At 71.9% G+C, this 15,730-nt stretch carries 15 protein-coding genes; 8 read left to right on the top strand and 7 right to left on the bottom strand.

Going from position 1 to position 15,730, the window contains the following annotated elements:
* Positions 1 to 317 precede the first annotated feature (317 nt).
* The 6 genes from ACZ6O2_RS19330 (at position 318) to ACZ6O2_RS19305 (ending at position 5,176) form a co-directional block, all read left to right on the top strand.
* On the top strand, positions 318 to 1,208 hold the full coding sequence (locus ACZ6O2_RS19330) for a peptidoglycan DD-metalloendopeptidase family protein (protein WP_466023765.1): 891 nt from the start codon (positions 318 to 320) through the stop codon (positions 1,206 to 1,208).
* Between the two features lie 217 nt (positions 1,209 to 1,425).
* Positions 1,426 to 2,142 (top strand): TetR/AcrR family transcriptional regulator, encoded by a 717-nt coding sequence (locus ACZ6O2_RS19325; protein ID WP_466023764.1) that lies wholly within the window; start codon positions 1,426 to 1,428, stop codon positions 2,140 to 2,142.
* Positions 2,143 to 2,147: 5 nt separating this feature from the next.
* The gene (locus tag ACZ6O2_RS19320; RefSeq protein WP_466023763.1) at positions 2,148 to 3,122 is read left to right on the top strand and encodes a VOC family protein; all 975 of its coding nucleotides are present in this window, start codon (positions 2,148 to 2,150) and stop codon (positions 3,120 to 3,122) included.
* Between the two features lie 527 nt (positions 3,123 to 3,649).
* Positions 3,650 to 3,835, top strand: coding sequence for a 50S ribosomal protein L32 (gene rpmF, locus ACZ6O2_RS19315; protein WP_466023762.1), 186 nt, complete (start codon positions 3,650 to 3,652; stop codon positions 3,833 to 3,835).
* Between the two features lie 29 nt (positions 3,836 to 3,864).
* Positions 3,865 to 4,950, top strand: coding sequence for a radical SAM protein (locus tag ACZ6O2_RS19310; RefSeq protein WP_466023761.1), 1,086 nt, complete (start codon positions 3,865 to 3,867; stop codon positions 4,948 to 4,950).
* Positions 4,951 to 4,978: 28 nt separating this feature from the next.
* The gene (locus ACZ6O2_RS19305; protein WP_466023760.1) at positions 4,979 to 5,176 is read left to right on the top strand and encodes a hypothetical protein; all 198 of its coding nucleotides are present in this window, start codon (positions 4,979 to 4,981) and stop codon (positions 5,174 to 5,176) included.
* Positions 5,177 to 5,375: 199 nt separating this feature from the next.
* Here ACZ6O2_RS19305 and ACZ6O2_RS19300 read toward each other — a convergent pair whose 3' ends face one another.
* Positions 5,376 to 6,278 (bottom strand): LysR family transcriptional regulator, encoded by a 903-nt coding sequence (locus tag ACZ6O2_RS19300; protein ID WP_466023759.1) that lies wholly within the window; start codon positions 6,276 to 6,278, stop codon positions 5,376 to 5,378.
* A gap of 108 nt (positions 6,279 to 6,386) precedes the next feature.
* Between ACZ6O2_RS19300 and ACZ6O2_RS19295 the strand changes: the two genes are divergently transcribed.
* Both ACZ6O2_RS19295 and ACZ6O2_RS19290 read left to right on the top strand, forming a co-directional pair.
* Positions 6,387 to 7,349, top strand: coding sequence for an FAD-dependent oxidoreductase (locus tag ACZ6O2_RS19295; RefSeq protein ID WP_350705770.1), 963 nt, complete (start codon positions 6,387 to 6,389; stop codon positions 7,347 to 7,349).
* Between the two features lie 108 nt (positions 7,350 to 7,457).
* Positions 7,458 to 7,811 carry a nitroreductase/quinone reductase family protein gene (locus ACZ6O2_RS19290; protein ID WP_350705772.1) on the top strand — a complete coding sequence of 118 codons (354 nt, stop codon included), beginning with the start codon at positions 7,458 to 7,460 and terminating at the stop codon, positions 7,809 to 7,811.
* Positions 7,812 to 7,959: 148 nt separating this feature from the next.
* On the opposite strand, the gene ACZ6O2_RS19285 is transcribed toward ACZ6O2_RS19290, so the two are convergent.
* The 6 genes from ACZ6O2_RS19285 to ACZ6O2_RS19260 form a co-directional block, all read right to left on the bottom strand.
* Positions 7,960 to 10,158 (bottom strand): ABC transporter permease, encoded by a 2,199-nt coding sequence (locus tag ACZ6O2_RS19285; protein WP_466023758.1) that lies wholly within the window; start codon positions 10,156 to 10,158, stop codon positions 7,960 to 7,962.
* Positions 10,155 to 10,826, bottom strand: coding sequence for an ABC transporter ATP-binding protein (locus tag ACZ6O2_RS19280; protein ID WP_350705776.1), 672 nt, complete (start codon positions 10,824 to 10,826; stop codon positions 10,155 to 10,157). The genes ACZ6O2_RS19285 and ACZ6O2_RS19280 overlap by 4 nt, the downstream gene beginning before the upstream one ends.
* A complete protein-coding gene (locus ACZ6O2_RS19275; protein WP_350705778.1) occupies positions 10,823 to 11,347 on the bottom strand; it encodes a PadR family transcriptional regulator in 525 nt (174 codons plus the stop codon). Before ACZ6O2_RS19275 ends, ACZ6O2_RS19280 begins: the two co-directional genes overlap by 4 nt.
* Positions 11,348 to 11,399: 52 nt before the next feature.
* Positions 11,400 to 12,242 (bottom strand): PPOX class F420-dependent oxidoreductase, encoded by an 843-nt coding sequence (locus tag ACZ6O2_RS19270; protein ID WP_466023757.1) that lies wholly within the window; start codon positions 12,240 to 12,242, stop codon positions 11,400 to 11,402.
* Positions 12,243 to 12,494: 252 nt separating this feature from the next.
* Positions 12,495 to 14,024 carry an FGGY-family carbohydrate kinase gene (locus ACZ6O2_RS19265; protein WP_466023756.1) on the bottom strand — a complete coding sequence of 510 codons (1,530 nt, stop codon included), beginning with the start codon at positions 14,022 to 14,024 and terminating at the stop codon, positions 12,495 to 12,497.
* On the bottom strand, positions 14,021 to 15,682 hold the full coding sequence (locus ACZ6O2_RS19260) for a glycerol-3-phosphate dehydrogenase/oxidase (RefSeq protein ID WP_350705783.1): 1,662 nt from the start codon (positions 15,680 to 15,682) through the stop codon (positions 14,021 to 14,023). The genes ACZ6O2_RS19265 and ACZ6O2_RS19260 overlap by 4 nt, the downstream gene beginning before the upstream one ends.
* Between the last annotated feature and the right edge of the window lie 48 nt (positions 15,683 to 15,730).

The raw sequence follows: 15,730 nt of genomic DNA, 5'->3' as shown, positions 1-15,730 counted from the left end.
GTCTGGGGATTTCGCTGAGCACGGTCAACTCCCACCTGGAGCACATCCGGATCAAGTACGCGATGCGTGGCCGGGCGGCCCCCACCAAGGCGATGTTGGTAGCGCGCGCCATCCAGGACGGGCTGATCCAGCTCGACGATCTGTGACGGTGTGCCTGGTTGGCTTCCTGCCCCGGACGGCTGTCGGTCGGACGTACGCCTCGCGGGTCCTCAAATGGCGCCTCTCCCTGATCGGTCGATCAGCCGATATTTGTACAGTCCGATGCCCTTAGTGTCGTCGCCATCCACGCACCACAGGACACGGATGAGGAGCCGATGATGAGTGAGGAGATTCAGCCCAACTGCTGTGGCGGTGCGACAGACCGGCCACCGACCGGGCTCAGCCGCCGTACGTTGCTGCGCAGTACGACTTTGACCGCCGGTGCCCTCGTTGTCGGTGGCGGGGTCGTCGGGCTGCCCGGCACCGCCCACGCGGCGCCGGCGATCTACAACCCGTTCGCCGGCTACCCGATTACCGGCACCTGGCAGGACCACCTCGACTACGGGTCGCTCGGCGGGATCGACTTCGGGATGGGGGTCGGCACCGCGCTGCCCGCCTGCGGCGCCGGCACGATCCAGAACATCCCCTACAATGGTACGGGCGGGCACACCGTCACGATCTACCACGCGGACGGGTACCGCAGCCAGTACATGCACCTGTCACAGTTCCTGCTGGCCAACGGGACCGCGGTCGGCGCCGGGACGATCGTGGGACGGTCGGGCGGCGCCGTGGGTGCCCCCGGCTCGGGCAGCTCCACCGGCCCGCACCTGCACTGGCACATGATCAACCCGAGCGGGGTACGCATCAACCCGCTGACCTACATCGGCCAGAACCCGGGCGGCGGTGGCCTGCCCAAGACGACCACCGAGCAGGACGGCATCCCCGGCCCGATCTTCTACCAGCGGATGCAGAACTGGCTACGGATCACCTCCGGCTACACCGGCCCGATCGACGGCGTGCCCGGCGTGAACACGTACGCCGCGCTGCAACGAGCCATGCGCAACTACGGCTACACCGGCCCCATCGACGGCATACCGGGACCGAACACCTGGAAAGCGGTGCAGCGACTCGCCTCCGGCTGGGGCTACACCGGCCCGATCGACGGGGTGATGGGACCGAACTCGTGGCGGGGCTTCGCCCGCTTCCTCAACCAGGACCAGTGGGACTGACCCCTCCCCGGAACGCCGCCGCCGAAGCAGGCCGCTGAAGTCACGACAGCAGAAATCGACAAAGCGTTCGGCCCCACCCCGCCCGGCTACTCGCCACGGCAGTGACGACATGCAGCCTGATGTGCGAGGCGCGGACCGTCGGCGTACGCCTTCGGCACTCCCGTCGTGACTGATGACCGGAATGGTATTCTGGTCATCAGTCACAGGGGGAGGCGCCATGACCGAGTCGCAACCGGGCCAGATCGACCGCGCCGACCGGATCCTGGACGCGGCGAAGGAGTTGCTGCTGCGCTGGGGATACCGGCGGGTCACCATTGATGAGATCGCCCGGCACGCCGGTGTCGGCAAGGGCACCGTCTACCTGCACTGGCGCAGCCGTGAACAGTTGTTCTTCGCAGTCGGTGCGCGGGAGGCGGTCGCGATGCTCACCGCGGTGGTGGCCGCGATGCGCCAGGACCCGAAGGAGATCGCGCTCCACCGGTACATGCGCCGGTTCTTCCTGGAGGCGATGTCGCGACCAGTGCTGCGGGCGATCTTCACCCGGGACGGTGACGTGCTGGACCGGTTCCTGTCCAGCCCCGCCCGCCGGCCGCTGCAGAGCTCCAAGCTGCTGGCCTCCCGCGAATACCTGGGCGTACTCGCCGACAACGGCCTGCTGCGGGCGGACCTGCGGCCAGCGGATCTGGACTACACCCTGCCGGCGGTCGTGTTCGGCTTCTTCGGCATCGATCCGTTTCTTGCCGACGAGGTGGAGCTGAGCCTGTCGGACAAGGCCGATCAGTTGGCCGACACCCTCCGCCACGCGTTCGAACCGGCGAAGCCACCGTCCTCGGCACGGTTCGCCGCCGCCGCGCCGCCGGTCATCGCCGTCTTCGACGGGCACACCGACGACTACCGCCGCGCTGCCTATGGCGCATCAACCGATCAGAGGTGACAAGCATGGGTACGGACATCAACGGCCTGCACCACGCAGGCATCGTCGTGCGCGACATGGCCGCGGCGATCGAGACCTACCGGCGGCTCGGTTTCACCGTGGCACCGCCGGCCTATCCGACGCTGCCCACCGCCCCGGGAGCGCCCGCCCTTCCGGTCGGCGCAGCCAACACCCACATCTACCTGCGCCGCAACTTCGTCGAACTCGTGACCGTCGTCAGGGACGGCCAGCCGGTCCCCGGCGAAGCCAAACTGATTCCCATCAACGTTCCCGACGACAAGCTGCCCGGGCTCCTGGCCGCCGTTCGCAGCGCCGCCGCGAACCTCACCGCCTGCCTGGACCGGTTCCAGGGCATGCACATCCTCATCTTCGACTCGCTGGACATCGACCACGCTGCAGCCCGCCTCGACGCCGCAGGTGTCGCCCACGGCGGCGTGCACGCGATACAGCGCCCGATCGAAACCGCCAACGGCACCCGAATGGTTCCCGCCCGCTACCTGGAAATCAGCAACGACGAGGCGGGCGCGCCGCCCGGCCGGCTGCCCGAGGGCAGGCTCGGCGTCGCCGAGAACGCCGCCGCCGTCGAGGAGCAGCAGCCGGAGCACGCCAACGGCGCCATCGACCTGATCGGATGTACGCTGTGCGTACCCGACGACGCCTTGCCCGACGTCAAGCGCCGCTACGAGACGTACCTCGGCCGCACCGCTCACCACGACGGCCCCACCGCGACCTTGGATCTCGACGACGCCACCATCACCCTGGTCGCCGCCTCCGCGCTGCCCGACCTCCTGCCTCACGGGCGTCCGCCAGCCCTCCCCGCCTTCGTCGGATACACCATCGCGGTGCACGACATCACCCAAACCGAGCACCACCTGCGGGCGGCCGCCGTGCCACACATCAAGCCCCGCGCAGGTGAGATCGTCGTTCCAGCCAGCCGAGCCCTCGGCGCCACGATTGCCTTCCGCACCACCACCGGCTGACATCCGAACCGCACTCGCCCGCCTCTGGCGTGACCCAGCTGTAGTGACCCGTGACCCGTGACCCGTGAGCGGGGTGCGGGGAGGAGGCGGAAGAACCCTCCCCACCGCCGGGTGCGCACACTTGGGCTGATACGGTGGCTGGCATGGGAATGATTGAGGTCGACAGAATCTAGCCACCGAACTGCCGGTGGCTTTCACTCGTGTGGGCAGCGCCCGCACCGGTGAATGATCGTTTCCTGACGCAGCGTGAGTCCGCCCAGCCCGGGCGTCGATACCCCTGCGTGAACCTCGCCGGCACGTTCGCACCGCACCGACCTCGGTCCAGAGTGCGTGCCTGCGAACGCGCGACTTCGATCCTCTCCGTACCCATCCGTCCATCGCCCGTCACCCAGGCAGCGGCCTGACGGCGCAGGTGGGTGTGCCTCGGCAGGTCCGATCGAATCTCTCGCCGCATCGACTCACGGCCCGTGGTCGGTTGTCCCGCCAGCTCCGCTGGCAGCCGCAACCACTCACGAAAGGCCATCGCCATGCAGCACCGTACGTCGCGTTCCCGAGCCGGCCACCGTCGCGCGCACTGGAAGGCCAGCGTTCCGGCGCTCACCACCTGCACGAATCCCGCCTGCGGCAAGCCCACGCCGCCGCACCGCGCCTGCCAGCACTGCGGCTTCTACCGGGGTCGCGAGGTCTTTCCTCCCAAGGGCGGCGACTCGTGAACACCGTCCTGACCACGAGGAGCCGCTGGATGCGCATCCGCGACCATCTTGCCGAGACCGGCGCCCTGGCGTTCCGGTTCCGCCAGCTCATCACCGCGTGGCAGAGTTCGACGGCCGAGACGTTCGCCGACGTCCACGCACTGCCGGCCGGCCTGCGTGCCGATCTTGCAGAGCAGTTCGGCCCGCGGCTGCATCCGCTGACCCCGTTGGAAGTGCATCGGGACGAGCAGGTCGAGAAGGTGCTCTTCGCATCCGACACCGGTGCCCGCATCGAGACCGTCGTCTCGCACTATCGAGCCGGATGGGACTCCATGTGCATCTCGTCGCAGGCCGGGTGCAGCCTGGGCTGCACCTTCTGCGCGACCGGCGCGGTGGGTCTGGTCCGCAATCTCACCGCAGACGAGATCGTCGCGCAGGTGATGCATCCGTACTGGACCCGCGAAGGGTTGCCCAGGCCCGCGAGCGTCGCGTTCATGGGAATGGGGGAGGCGCTCGCCAACCCCCACGTGTTCGACGCGCTCACCCTGCTGACCGACGCCGGATACGCGGGGATGTCCGCGCGTCGGGTCACGGTGTCGACCGTGGGGTTCGCGCCGAACCTGGCACGCCTGGTCGACGAGCACCCGCAGGTGACGATCACCCTGTCCGTGCACTCGCCGTTTCCGCAGGAGCGGGCGCGTATCGTCCCCCTCGAGGAACGGTTCCCGCTCGCGCGGAGCCTCGACATCCTCGACCGGCATGCCGCCACGAGCCGCCGAAAGGTCTACCTCGCCTATCTGCTCATCGCCGGCGTCAACGACAGCGACGACCATCTCGCCGCTCTCGCCGAACTGGTCCACGAGCGGTCCCGACCCGAGCTGTTCCACGTCAGCGTCATCCGCTACAACGAGGCGATCGGCGCGGCACCGGACTACCGCGCCCCGTCCTCCACGCGCGTGGACGACTTCCTGCGCGGGCTCACCGTGCGGGGTGTGCACGCGACCAGGCGCCGACAGTTCGGCACCGGCATCGACGCCGCCTGCGGGCAGCTCCACGGCAAGTACCTCGCCGCGAACCCTTCGGTCGCCGCTCCCGTCGACACCGAACCGATCCCCGTCACACCCGTCCGCAGCTGACGGGACGAAAAGAAGAGAAAGGCCAACCATGTCTACGAAGTCCGCGATCACACTCCGCGATCTGACCTTCGAATGGCCAGACGGGACCGTTGCGATCTCCGGTGCCAACGGCTCGCGTGGCACCGGCCGCACCGGCCTGATCGGCCGCAACGACGCCGGGAAGTCGACCCTGCTTCGGCTCGACAGGGACGGGCGCATGCATCAACGCCGAGACCCGAACATCTGACGGTCTTGGATCGCGCGACAAGGTGGTCGAAGAGCAGGCGGGTCGCGGTTCGGCGGCCCGCCTGCTCATTCGCTGGGAACTGTTCACACCAGCCGCGCCTTCGGTGCCGGCCCCGCGACCTCCCTGTTCCGGCTCATGGAGGCGCCGGTGCAGGAGGCGGAACGTCCTACATCTTCACCTGCCAGCTTCTCGCCCGGCCTCAGTCGAGCAGGGCGAGGAACCGGCGGAGGGCGGGGTTCGTGCTGTCGCGCGGCCAGGCCAGGGCGACGTCCACGGTGGGTGTCGGGGCGGTGAACCGGCGCAGCCGTACCTCGCGCAGTCGCAGCGCGCGGGCGCGGCCGGCCGGGACGGCCGCGACCACGTCTCCCTGCGCCACCGCCCGCAGCAGCTGCTCGTCGTCCGGCTCCTGCCGGACGAGCCGGAACCCGCCGTGCGGCCAGACCTGGGCGATCGTACGGTCGAACATGCCGGGGCCGTTCTCGCGCGGCCACATCACGGCTGGCAGGTCGACCACCTCGGCCCGGCTGACCCGGCGGCGGCTGGCGGCGAGGGGGTGACCTGCGGGCAGGGCCAGCAGCAGCTCCTCGGTGTCGACCGCCCGGCAGGCCAACGCCGGCTCGTCGACAGGCGGGCGGACGAACGCCACGTCGAGCCGGCCGGCGAGCAGGCCGGCCACGTTCGGCGCCGTCCAGGCCGTCTCCGGGACCACCTCGATGTCCGGGTGGGTGGCCCGGAACCGGGCGACCAGCGCGTCGACCCGGCCACCCCGCGCCGACCGCGTGTACGCGAGCCGGAGCCGGCCGCCCCGCCCGCGTACCAGGTCCCGGATGCGGGCGGTCCCCGCGTCCACCTCGGCGAGCAGCCGGGTGGCCTCGTCGGCGACCCGCGCCCCCACCTCCGTCAGCCTGCAGCCCCGGCTGGTGCGGTGCACGAGCGGCACGCCGAGCTGGCGTTCCAGGGCCCGGATCTGCTGGCTGAGCGCGGGCTGGGCGACGCGCAGCCGGGCGGCGGCCCGGGTGAAGTGCAGTTCTTCGGCGAGCACGGCGAAGTAGCGCAGCCGCCGCAGGTCCAACCAGGCGTCCAGGGTCGGCGCGTCGGACATGGATCGATCATAAGCCCCGCTTATCGCCGGCTGTCCGATCCGTCTTGGACGGCGGGCCGCCGGGACGGCGACGATCCGAGGCCAACGGCACGAGCGAAGGAGCGGACGATGACGGCAGCAACGGACGTGGTGGTGGTCGGGGGTGGGGTCGTCGGGATGACGGCGGCGGTCACCCTCCAGCGGCGGGGGGCGCGGGTGACCGTGCTGGCCGCCGACGACCCGGCGGACACGGTGTCCACGGTGGCCGCCGCCGTCTGGTACCCAAGCCACACCGACCAGGACCCGCGGGTGCTGCGCTGGGCGCGGGAGACCCACACGGAGCTGGGCCGCCAGGCCGCGGACGGTGTGCCGGGGGTGGTCGAGCGGCCGACCCGGATGCTGCTGCGCCACCCGTACGCCGGCCCGCCCTGGTGGGCGGAGGCGTGCGGGGACCTGGTGGCGGAGCCGGCGCGACCGCCGTACACGGCGCTGCTGCGGTTCACCGCGCCGACGGTGGAGATGACGCCGTACCTGGCCTGGCTACGGCAGCGGCTGGAGGCCGGCGGCGGGCGGGTGCTGCGTCGCCGGGTGCGGCGGCTCGCCGACGCGTTCGACACCGCGCCGACGGTCGTCAACGCGACGGGCCTGGCCGCCGGCCAGCTCGCCGGCGACCCGGCCGTGCACCCGGTGCGCGGGCACCTGGTGCTGGTGGCGAACCCGGGCCTGACCGTCTCGGTGCGCGACGAGGACGACCCGGCCGGGATCACGTACGTGCACCCGCGCCGGCACGACGTGGTGCTCGGCGGCACATACCAGCCGGGGGTGGGGCACACCGCGCCCGACCCGGACACGGCGGCGGCGATCCGGCGCCGCTGCGTCGCGCTGGTGCCGGAGTTGGCCGAGGCGCCGGTGCTCGGCGAGCGGATCGGGCTGCGGCCGGCCCGGCACGGCGGCCCGCGGGTCGAGGTGGACCCGGAGCCGGCGGGCCCGCGCGGCAGCCGACTCGTGCACGCGTACGGCCACGGCGGGGCGGGGGTCACCCTGTCCTGGGGGTGCGCCGCCGAGGTGGCGGACCTCGCCCTGGGCGGCTGACCGGGCGCACCCCCGGCCTGCCGCCGGATGCCGGAATCCGGGACGAGCATGCGCGCCGGTTCATAGGCTGGCGAGCGGGAGCACGTCGGGAGGCTGGCGGAGGGCATCGTGGGCAACGTGATCAGGGACGCGCTGCAGGGCGTACAGGAGGTCGAGATCACCGTGACCGGCCGGAAGACCGGACGGCAGATCTCGCACCCGGTGTGGTTCGTGCAGGAGGAGGACAGCGTCTTCCTGGTGCCGATCACCGGCTCGGACAGCGACTGGTACAAGAACGTCCGGCGGACGCCGTTCATCCAGGTGGCCGCGAACGGCACGGCCCTGAGCTCGAGCGCCACCCCCATCACCGACGCCGACCGGGTCAACCACGTCGTCGAGATGTTCTGCCAGAAGTACGGCGCCGACCAGGTCGAGGCGCAATACCCCAAGCACGACGTCGCCGTCCAGGTCCCACTCGGCTGACCCGACACCACATCGACGACCAGCGGAGAGGTGTCAGTCGCCGCGGCTACTCGACGTGTCGGTAGCCGAGCCACATTCCGCAGCGCGGTTGCACCTCGTGAACCGAGCGCCGTCGGCTCGAGATGCAACCGCGCTGCCGGAGGACGGCTCAGTCGTTGCGGGCGGTCTCCGGGCCGGTGATCCGCCGCAGCAGCGGCAGCGTCGAGGCGACGATGCCCAGCGACACCGCCAACCCACCGACCACCGTGAGGTAGAACGACGGCTTCGGCGCCAGCAGCGTGTAGCCCAACTGCGCCCGCAGGAACAGGTGCGCGGCCAGGAACCCGATCCCGATCGCCACCGCCGCGACGATCAGCAGTGGCGCGATGGTCTCCAGCGCGACCACCCGGCGCAGGGTGCGCAGTTGCACCCCGGTGAGCCGCAGCATGCTGAACGGCCGCCGCCGGTCGCTCAGCCCGCCGGCCACGCTCACCGCCAGGCTGCAACCCGCGATCGGCAGGCTGGCCAGCATCACCACGTTGGCCAGCTGCTGGAACTGCCGCAGCAGCCGCGCGGAACTCGACTCCCATTCGGCGGTGCTGGTCGGGAAGCGATCCTTCGGGAACGCGTCGATCAGCATCGTCCGGGCCTGTTCGAACGCGGAGCGGCTGGTCGTGTCGACGACCACCGACACGATCGGCTGCCGGTCGACCTGCGCGGGATCGATGTCGGCGGCCTTCCACACGTACGTGTCGTTGGTCAGGTCGAACGCGCGCAAGCCGACGAGGTCGGGGGTCACGGTCGCGACCTTCGCGCCCGCGGGGCAGCTGCCGTACGCCGCCAGGCGGTCCAGCTCGGCACAGGTGATGATGCCGTGCCACCCGTCCGGGTCGGGGTTGCGGTGCACCACGGTCACGCTGCGCACGCCGGGGATCGCCGCGAGCCCGGCCGGGATCTGGTCCGGGGTCGGCGCGGGACCGTCCTCGGGCCAGAAGATCTTCGACAGGGACGTGGCGGCCACCGAGTCGGTGCGCGGCTCGCCGCGGTTGGCGATGTACGTGGTGATCGTGCCGGTCGCCACGCTGGTCACGAACAGCGCCACGATCAGCCCGCTCACGGACCGGAACCCCGCCTGCGGGTTGTCCGACAGGCGGCGCGCGGCGATGAGCGTGGCGGGCCGGCTCGCCCGCCCGGCCAGCAGCCGCGCGGCGATCATGGTCAACCACGGCCCGGCCAGCACCAGCCCGACCAGGATCAGCAGAAACCCCGAGAGGTACGCGGTGAGCTGGCCGTTGGTCGTGGGGGGACGCCGGCCGATGAAGTAGGTCAGTTCGGCGAGCCCGGCGACCAGCGGGATGAGCCGCCAGGCGCGCGGCGGCTTCGGCGTCACCCGCCGGCTCACGCCCAGCGGCGAGATCTGCACCCGCCGCAGGGCCAGCCAGGAGGCCACGACGGCCCCGACCGGGATGCCGAGCGCGACCAGCAGGACGTCGACGATCGTGAGAGAGAGGTCGGTGGTGAAGAACGGCTCGCCGGTGAACGGGATCGCCGCGAGGCCGGGCCGGAACGCGAAGAACAGGCCGAACCCGGCGGCGGTCCCGGCGACGGCGGCGAGTGTCGACTCGACCGCCGAGATCAGCGAGATCTGCCGTGGCGTGGCGCCGACCAGCCGCATCGCGGCGAAGCGCTGCTCCCGGCGGGTGGCGGCCAGCCGGGTCGCGGTGCCGATGAAGACGAGCACCGGGAAGAGCAGTGCGGCCGCGACCACGGACAGCACGAGCGCCATGCCGTCGCCGTTGATGCCGACATAGCAGCCGTCGGCGCAGCCGTCCGGAGACGTGGTCATGATCTGGGTGACCTGGCGGGCACCCAGGTGCTCCAGGTCGGCGGGCGGGCGGCCGATGACGATCAGCAGCGAGTCCGGAGAGGGCAACGCCGCCCGGCCGATCGTGCCGACCTCGTGGCCGGGGAAGCGGTCACCGAGTTCCGCGGCCGGGGTGGCCCGCAGCAGCTCGCCGAGGGCGGGGGAGACGTAGTACTCGCCAGGCCCGGGCAGGCGCGGGATGCCCGGCGGGAGGGGCGCGTCCGGGCCGGTCGCCGCGACCTCGACCCGGCCGATGGAGGTGCCGTGGTAGTAGTCCTCCCGGACGAGCCACCACAGCGGGTCGACCGAGGGATCGGAGGAGGCCGGCGCGACGGCGGTGTTGAGCCAGGCGTTCCGCTGGTTCTGCGCGCCGACCGCGTTCATGCCGGCGACTGTCGCCAGGAGCATGCCGACGCCGAGCGCCACCGCGGCGGCGATGATGACGAGCCGGGTAGCGGCTTCCCGCCCGCCGGCCACGGACAGCCGTACCGCGAACCGGATCATGCGGGCACCAGCGCGTTCACCTTGCCGTCGCGCACGATGACCTGCCGGTCGGCGTACGCGGCGACGCGGGCCTCGTGGGTGACGAGCACGACGGTCGTGCCCTGCTCCCGGGCGGAGGCGACCAGGAGGTTCATGACCTGCTCGCCGGTCAGCGAGTCGAGCGCCCCGGTCGGCTCGTCGGCGAACAGCGCCCCGGGCCGGGCGACCAGGCCGCGGGCCAGCGCGACCCGCTGCGCCTGACCGCCGGAGAGTTCACCGGAGCGGCGCCGCTCCAGCCCGGCCAGGCCGAGCCGCTCGAACCAGGGCCGCGCCTCGGTGAGCGCCGCGGCCCGCTTGACGCCGCTCAGCAGCAGCGGCAGCGCGACGTTCTCCTCCGCGGTCAGCTCCGGCACGAGCTGTCCGAACTGGAACACGAACCCGAACTGGTCCCGGCGCAGGATGCTGCGCTCCTGCTCGCCCAGGGTGTCGATCCGGCGGCCGTCGAAGTGGATCTCGCCGGCGTCCGGCACGAGGATCCCGGCCAGGCAGTGCAGCAGGGTGGACTTGCCGGAGCCGCTCGGACCCATGATGGCGACGATCTCGCCCGGGGCCACCGAGACGCTGGCGCCGCGCAGCGCCGGCGTCTCGCCGAAGGACAGGTGGACGTCTCGCGCCTCGATAGCCTTCATCCGCGTACCACCGTCCGGAGGGCGTCCAGCCGGGCGACCGTGGTGTCGATCCAGTGCAGGTCGGCTTCCAGGTGGAACAGGCCGTGGTCGGCCAGCATGGTGTCGACCAGGTTGCCGTTGCGCTTGATCTCGGTGAGTTCCGTCATCCGCCGCAGGTGTGTGGCGCGTTGCGTGTCGAGGTATTCCTCGGCGGGGCGGTCGAGCATGAGCGCCAGCACGACCTTGGTGAACAGCACGGTCTGCAGGTTGGGCTCGGCCTCGACCGGCTCGGTCAGCCACGACTCGAACTCGGTCGCGCCCCGGTCGGTGATGACGTAGCGCTTGCGTTCGGGGCCGACGCCCGGCTCGACCTCGCCGACCACGATCTTGCCGTCGCGGACGAGCCGGCCGAGGGTCGCGTAGACCTGGCCGAACGGCAGCGGCTTGCCGCGGTTGAAGAAGGAGTCGTAGTCGCGTTTCAGGTCGTAGCCGTGGCTGGGCTCGCGTTCGAGCAGGCCGAGCAGGGTCATGGGAACGCTCATGGCGGCCACCATACCCCGAGCGTATACCTCGCGTATATACCTCGCGCGTATATCAGCGTTCGTCGACTGCGGGCGTGGGCGGCCGATCTGTCACGGCGGTGGCGCTGACGTGCCCGGCCGACGCCACCGGGGTCAGTGCGAAGTGGACCGTACGCCCGGTCTTCGCCCGCCCGAGCAAGTGCGTCAACGGCACCACCACGCCTTGCAGCAGCGGTTGCTTGCGTACCAGCGCCCGGCTGGCCGCCCGGTACTCGGCCCCGGTCAACCGCCGCGCCTCGGCCTCGACCGCCGCACCGGTCGGCTTTCCCAGCGCGGTCGACGGGGCCACGGCCACCCGCGGGTTGTTGCGGATCCGCCTGGTCTTCCACGCCTTCTCGAAACTGCGCACGTACGCCCGTTCCCCCGCCACCGCGATGCTCACCGCCGCGGCCACGGCCGTGCCGTCGCGCTTGTACGTCGTCAGTACCACCGTCTTCTGGCGGACCAGCGGTGCCCAGACGGCGGACGGGGCGGGATCGACGTACCCCACCACCCAGCCCAGCTGCCGCAGCCGGGCCACCAACGCGACCAGGGCGAGTACGGCGGACAGGCCGACCAGCCAGGTCTGCGCGGCGCTGCCGCCGGCGTCCGCGTCGACCAGGTGCGAGACCGTGTGCGCCGCCCCGCCGACCAGGAACCCAGCGAGGGCGACGGCCAGGGCGTCGGCCCAGATCAGCGCCAGCAGCAGGGTCATCCCGATGCCGAGCTGGAACGCCCCCACGTCGTGCACGAAGTGCTCGTGCGGTGGGAAGTTCACCGCCGAACTGAAGGAGAAGGGCCGCAGCAGGGCCCACAGCCCGATGATCACCGACGCCGCGCCGAGCAGCGCGGCCACCCCACGTCCAAGGCTTCTCATGCCCCTGAGACGCGCCGGCCGCCCGAGGTGTGACTGTGGCCGGCGCACCGCCGCCGCCTGACGCGGCGAATCAGGAAGATGTGCCCCGCCCCGTCGGAGTCAGGGACGGCGGGGCTCGGTGGGCGGTAGGGCAGCAGCAGCGGTGCGATCGCGGCCCACGAATCGTCCGAGGCGATCCACCGCGGCTGCTCACCCTTCCCGCATCCGGCGGGACAGTCCGCAGGTCCGCCGGATGTCACCCGCCACCCGATGTCAGGAGTTCTCCCCAGCGCTGCGGTAGCGCTCGACCTCCGACCACACGGCGGACATCCCGGCGAGACAGCGGTCGAACGCCTGGGCGTGTTCCCGGTAGGCGGCGCGGTCCGGCCCCGGGTGCACGCAAAGGTCGTCCTCGTCGTTGACGGTCCACGGCGGCACGTCGTGGCCGAGGGCGCCGGGCAGCAGGGAGGCGACGCCCCGGGCACCGAGTTCGCTGGTGAGCTGCCGCCGGACCGGGCGGCCGAGCACGTCGGCGAAGATCTGCGCCCACACCGTCGACCGCGCGCCGCCACCGGCCAGCCGCCAGGGCCGGTCACCGACGTCCGCGCCGCTGGCCAGCACCCGGTCGAGCTGCACCCGGTGGTACTGCGCGACGCCTTCGATGACCGCCCGGGTGAGGTGGCCCCGGCGGTGGTTGCTGGAGATGCCGAGGAAGGTGCCGGACGCCGACGGATGCTCGGGCGAGCCGTTGACGAAGGGCAGGAACAGCAGGCCGTCGGCGCCGGGCGGCACCGCGGCGGCCTCCTGCAGCAGTTCCGCCGCGGCGACGCCGCCGGTCTGCTGGTGGGGCACCCCGGCGCAGGCGAGCCAGTCGAGGTTGGCGGCTGACGTGGGGGCCACCTCCATGGCCAGCATCGTGGCCGGATCGGGCATGAAGGCGCTGAGCGTGACCTCCGGGGCGGGGGTGCGGGCGGGTACCACCACGCCGTTGATCGCCCAGGTGCCGACGATGATCGTCCCGTCCCCGAGGTCCCGACCTCCGGCGCCGAGTGTGGCGGCCACGCAGTCCATGCACCCGGCGATGACCGGCAGGCCCTCGGGCAGCCCCGTGCGGGCCGCCGTCGCCGCGCTCAGACCGGCGACCACCTCGTCGGACCTGCGCAGCGGTGGGAACCGGTCCAGGTCGGCGGCGGGCAGGCCCACCAGTTCGAGCGCCGTGGGCGTGTAGGCGCGGGTGTCGAGCCCGACCATGCCGAACGCGCTGGCGTCGCTGTAGTCCGCGCTCGCCACGCCGGTGAGCTGCGCGGTGACCCAGTCTTTGCAGGACAGCACCCACCGGGTGGCGGCGTAGGTCGCCGGTTCGGCGTCCCGCAGCCAGCGCAGCAGGACGGCGGGCTGGGCGGCCCACGGGATCGAGCCGGTCTCCCGGGCCAGCCGGCGGGCCCCCTCCGGCGGGATCGCCTGGACGATGTGCTGCGCCCGGCTGTCCGACGAGGCGATGGCCGGCCCGATCGGGCGCAGGGATGCGTCGACCGGGTAGATGCCGTTGCCGTGTGCGGCCACGCCGATGCCCGCCGGGGCGTACCCCTCGGCGGCCAGCGTGCCGGCGACGTCCGCCAGCAGCGACAGCACCGTGTCGGCGAGGGCGGTCATGTCGACGTGGTGGCGGTGGGCGGTGACGCTGGTGCGCGGAGTGCGGGCGTGCACGACGGCCAGCTCGTTGCCGACGACGTCGAAGGCGGCCACCTTGGTGGCGGTGAGGCCGACGTCGACCCCGAGGTAGCAGGTGTGCGGGGTCGTCACGACGTCCTCCTGTCGCTCGTTCCGGTCGCCGGGGCGAGGCTCAGCCCGCGCGGGCGGAAGCGCCGCAGCTCCGCCCGGTAGGCGGCCACCTCGGCGTCGGCCCGTCCGGTGTCCCAGCCGAGATGCCGTACGGCGACGTCCGCGCAGGTCACGGCCGTCGACACCGCCATGTCCGGGCCGAGGCCGATCAGCGTACGGCGCAGCAGCACGTCCGCCAAGGTCACGGCCCGTTCCTCGCGGAAGGCCATGACAATCTCGGCGGCGACCGCCCCGGTCCGCTCGTCGACGACTTCGGCCAGTGTCGGGTCGGCTACGGCGAGTTCGAGTACGTGGCGGGCCCGGACGCCGTAGATGTCCAGCAGCCGGGCGGACTGCGCCGGAGTGAACGGGGTGGCCGAACGCGCGAAGTCCGCGCGGAAGGCGTACCAGTCCGGCGTGTCGGCGCCGGGCAGCGGCCGGGTACGGGTGGTGCACCGTTGCGCCGGCCGGCCGAGCACCTTCAGCGCCTCGTCGGTGGCGTCCTCGGCGAGGGCCCGGTGGGTGGTCAGCTTGCCGCCGATGATCGTGAGCAGCCCCTCGTACGCGGGCGCGTGGTTGAGCACCGTGTGCCCACGACTGATCTTGGCGTTGTCCGACACGCCGGCCGTGTAGGGCAGCGGACGGATTCCGGCGATGCTGTAGAGCACGTCGTCCGGGGTGAGGCCGGCCTGGGGGAACAACCGGTTCGCCTCGGTGAGCAGGTAGTCGATCTCGGCGTCGCTGGCGACGACCTCGTCCAGGTCACCCTCGTACGTGAGGTCGGTGCTGCCGAGGACGTAGCGGCCCTCCCAGGGGAAGATGAAGATCGGTCGCCGGTCGGCGGCGGCCTCGAAGAAGATGCAGGTGTCCGGGGCGCCCGGGAACGGGTCGATGATGATGTGGCTGCCCTTGGTGCCGCCGTTGAGACGCCCGCTCGCCACCTGGCCGTCGAGGATCCGGTCGATCCACGGCCCGGCCGCGTTGATCGTGAGCCGTCCCCGGATCTCCCCCTCGCGCCCCGACTGGTTGTCCCGGGTCCGGACCCCGTCCACCCGCCGGTCCGTCACGAGCAGACCGGTCACCGTCGTGTAGGTCAGCACCCGCGCGCCCAGCCGCTCGGCGTCGACCAGCAGTTCGACGCAGAGCCGCTCGGCCCACGGCACCTGGGCGTCGTTGAAGAGCACCCCGCCGCGCAGCCCCTTGCGCGAGAGGTGGGGCCAGCGCCGGCCGATCGCCCGGGGGGACATGCCCCGGCTGCGTCCGCGCCCACGGCCCGCGGCCAGGACGTCGAACGCGGCCAGGCCGAGGCGGATCAGGGGTCCCGGCCGGCTGTCACCGGCGTAGAACGGGATCAGCATGGGATAGTCGTGGACCAGGTGCGGCGCGGTGCGGAACAGCAGGTGCCGTTCCCGGATCGACTCGTGCACCAGGGCGAAGTCGTAGCGCTCGAGGTACTTCAGGCCGCCGTGGATGAGCCGGCTGGAAGTGGCGGTGGTGCCGGCGCCGACGTCACCGCGGTCGACCACGACGACGCTGAGGCCCCGGCTGGCGGCGTCTCGGGCGATGGCGAGGCCGTTGATACCGGCGCCGATGATCACGAGGTCGACGATGTCATCGGCGCCGGTCTGTGGGTGTGGCATGAGGAGCTCCCGGAGATGAGGGGTGCGGGCCGGGTGGGAGACCCGCAC

The organism is Micromonospora sp. NPDC048040 (assembly GCF_055587185.1).
This window is presented reverse-complemented; position numbering and strand designations above follow the sequence as displayed.